General features: G+C 64.2%; 3 protein-coding genes and 1 riboswitch. Of the genes, 1 reads left to right on the top strand and 2 read right to left on the bottom strand.

Features of this window, described 5'->3' with window-relative positions; genetic code table 11:
• Together EOA24_RS35230 and EOA24_RS35225 are read right to left on the bottom strand one after the other, a co-directional pair.
• The gene (locus EOA24_RS35230) at positions 1 to 345 is read right to left on the bottom strand and encodes a hypothetical protein (protein WP_126083393.1); all 345 of its coding nucleotides are present in this window, start codon (positions 343 to 345) and stop codon (positions 1 to 3) included.
• 97 nt (positions 346 to 442) lie between these two features.
• A complete protein-coding gene (locus EOA24_RS35225) occupies positions 443 to 1,531 on the bottom strand; it encodes a GSU2403 family nucleotidyltransferase fold protein (RefSeq protein WP_126083392.1) in 1,089 nt (362 codons plus the stop codon).
• 196 nt (positions 1,532 to 1,727) lie between these two features.
• Positions 1,728 to 1,840: riboswitch (TPP riboswitch) on the top strand.
• On the opposite strand from EOA24_RS35225, the gene EOA24_RS35220 reads away from it, so the two are divergent.
• On the top strand, positions 1,831 to 2,177 hold a 347-nt coding region (locus EOA24_RS35220; protein WP_245501927.1), incomplete at its 3' end, for a Ykof family thiamine-binding protein. Its footprint overlaps the riboswitch before it by 10 nt.

Below are 2,177 nucleotides of genomic sequence, written 5' to 3'. Positions count from 1 at the left end.
TCACCAGGCATCGCTCGACTTGGCGAACCTCACCCCCGCCGCGATCATCGCGCTTTCGCACTCGCTGATCAGCCTGAGGTTTCGCAGATACCGCGCCATCGTCTCCGGCAGCCAGGCGGCGCAGGCCTCCACATAGGCGCGGCCGTGCACAAGCGCGCCGGTCGACAGCCGTTCGTCCTTCTCGGCGATCACCTTCAGATACTGCCGGATGAAGCGGATATCGTCGGCGATGTCCTGGCTGGCCATGCGCCAGGCGCCGGCGAGGCGCTCGCGCTCGGTGAGCGGCAGCGGTGACAGCAAAGGGCGGGAGAGGTCGGCAAAAGCGGCATGGTTCGCGGTGTTCAAGCAGATTCCCTCAAAGAAAGCATCGTACTTTATGTACGAAGTCAGGTCAAGCGCGGTTCGTACAATTTGAACGATATGCTTCGTCTTGAGGTTGAGATCAGGCAATCCGCATCGGAAAGCCTTCGAGCTGCACGCCGATTTCGCCAAGCGCTCGCCCCAAGATCGACTGGACCATCTCATGCCTGTCCGGCTTCAGCAGGCTCAAGCCCTTCCGCAATGCGTCCCGCCAGGCGTCGCCGCGCTCCCACGCTTCCGCGAAAGCCAGTGCAAGGTCATCCTGTCGGCGCGTCGTATCCAGCGCCTCGACCAGCAGGCCCGCCTGATGCAGGTCCTTCTCCCGCTTCGCCGCCGCGCCTCGCTCGCGGCGGGTCGCCACGATCAGCTTGTGAACGGCGAAGCGTTCGGGCGAGGGGACAAGCACCGGCACGCCGGAGCGATGCAGCAGCACCGTCCTCACCGGGTCGCGGATCAGGAAATCGAGGAAGCGCAGCGGCTGCGCCGAGGCGCCGCCGAGCGAAGGCATCAGGCTGGCGCGGTCGGCATGCTCGTCGCTGCCGCGGTTGGGGGTGAGGAACTCGATCCGGTAGCGCGAGGCGTTCTCGTACTGCGTCGCGCGGCCGGCATCGGTCCGGTGCGGGATTTCGCGAAACGTCGGATCGACTGCCTTCAGCACGTCGATGACCGGCGGCATGCTGTCTTCCACTTCGGCCGAAACGGAATGGAACTGTGCGAAATCGGCATCGCCTGTCTGCAGCGCGGCACCCGGCAATCGCACCCCGAGATGCCCGGCATAGGTCTGGAAAGCGACGGTGCCCACCAGCACCGCGCGCAGCCGGAAGAGCCCCGCCTTTTCCAGCGCCTCGACGACATCGCCGGTGAAGGTCTCGGGTGCGGTCAGGCCGGCATCGCGGACAAGCGTGGAGACCAGCTTGCGGCGGCTCTTGAGGTCGCCCTTGATCTCCCTGAAGGCCGCAACCCGACTGGCGATCTCGGGATCCTCGGCCGGACCGACATAACGCCTCTTTTTCTCGGGGCGGGTTTCCTCGAAATACCAGTAGTCGCGGCCCTTCACCGGCACGCGCACGAAATTGCCCGCCGTCGAGAAATCCGTCTCGAAGGAAGCATCGAGGCTGCGCTGCACCAACTCGGCGTAGAGGGTGCGGTAGGCGAGGTCGATGGTCTTCATGGCGCTGCTATTGTGCGTTATAAGATTCCTGAAATTTTCTTATAATTGCGCGCCGCCAAGTCGATTGCAAGTTCGTTATAAGAAATTCGTGAAAATCTTATAACCACCGGCATCTCCCCTAGGGGAGATGAAACTCGTGGCCCAATTGGCGTCGCAAAAAACCGCTTCCCCAACCTGGCAAACAGTGCTTTAACGCGCCCATCCACAGGGGTGCTCCGTACGGTCGGGGCTGAGATGGTGGCGGCAAGCCTCCGGACCCTAAAGCTGATCTGGATAATACCAGCGGAGCGAGGCGGGCCATGTTTTCCGGCGCACAGATTTCCCTTTATCCCATGGCCGACGATTTCGTCGGCGTCATCCTCGGCGCGTTGGGCGCGCTCGATCCTTACCGCGACAGGCTGAGGATCGAGACCGACGACATCTCGACGCTGCTGGTCGGGCCGCCCGAAGTGCTGTTCCCGGCGATGCGCGACCTCTTCGTGGCGGCGGCCAAAAGCGGCAAGCATTGCGTGCTGTCGGCCGCCGTCTCGCGCGGCTGCCCCGGTGAGCCGGACGACCCGATCTGCCGTTCCGACGAGATCGGCGGCCCGGCGGTCCCGCTCGACGAGCGCAAACGCGCGGCGCTCGGCGCCGTGCGGTCGACGCC

Origin of the sequence: Mesorhizobium sp. M2A.F.Ca.ET.039.01.1.1 (assembly GCF_003998035.1) — a bacterium.
Lineage (GTDB): Bacteria > Pseudomonadota > Alphaproteobacteria > Rhizobiales > Rhizobiaceae > Mesorhizobium.
The sequence above is the reverse complement of the archived record's forward strand: the minus strand, read 5'-3'. Positions and strand labels throughout refer to the sequence as shown.

Excerpts from the sequence above, each read along its gene's own strand:
- EOA24_RS35225 (WP_126083392.1), bottom strand. The coding sequence starts at position 1,531 with ATGAAGACCATCGACCTCGCCTACCGCACCCTCTACGCCGAGTTGGTG.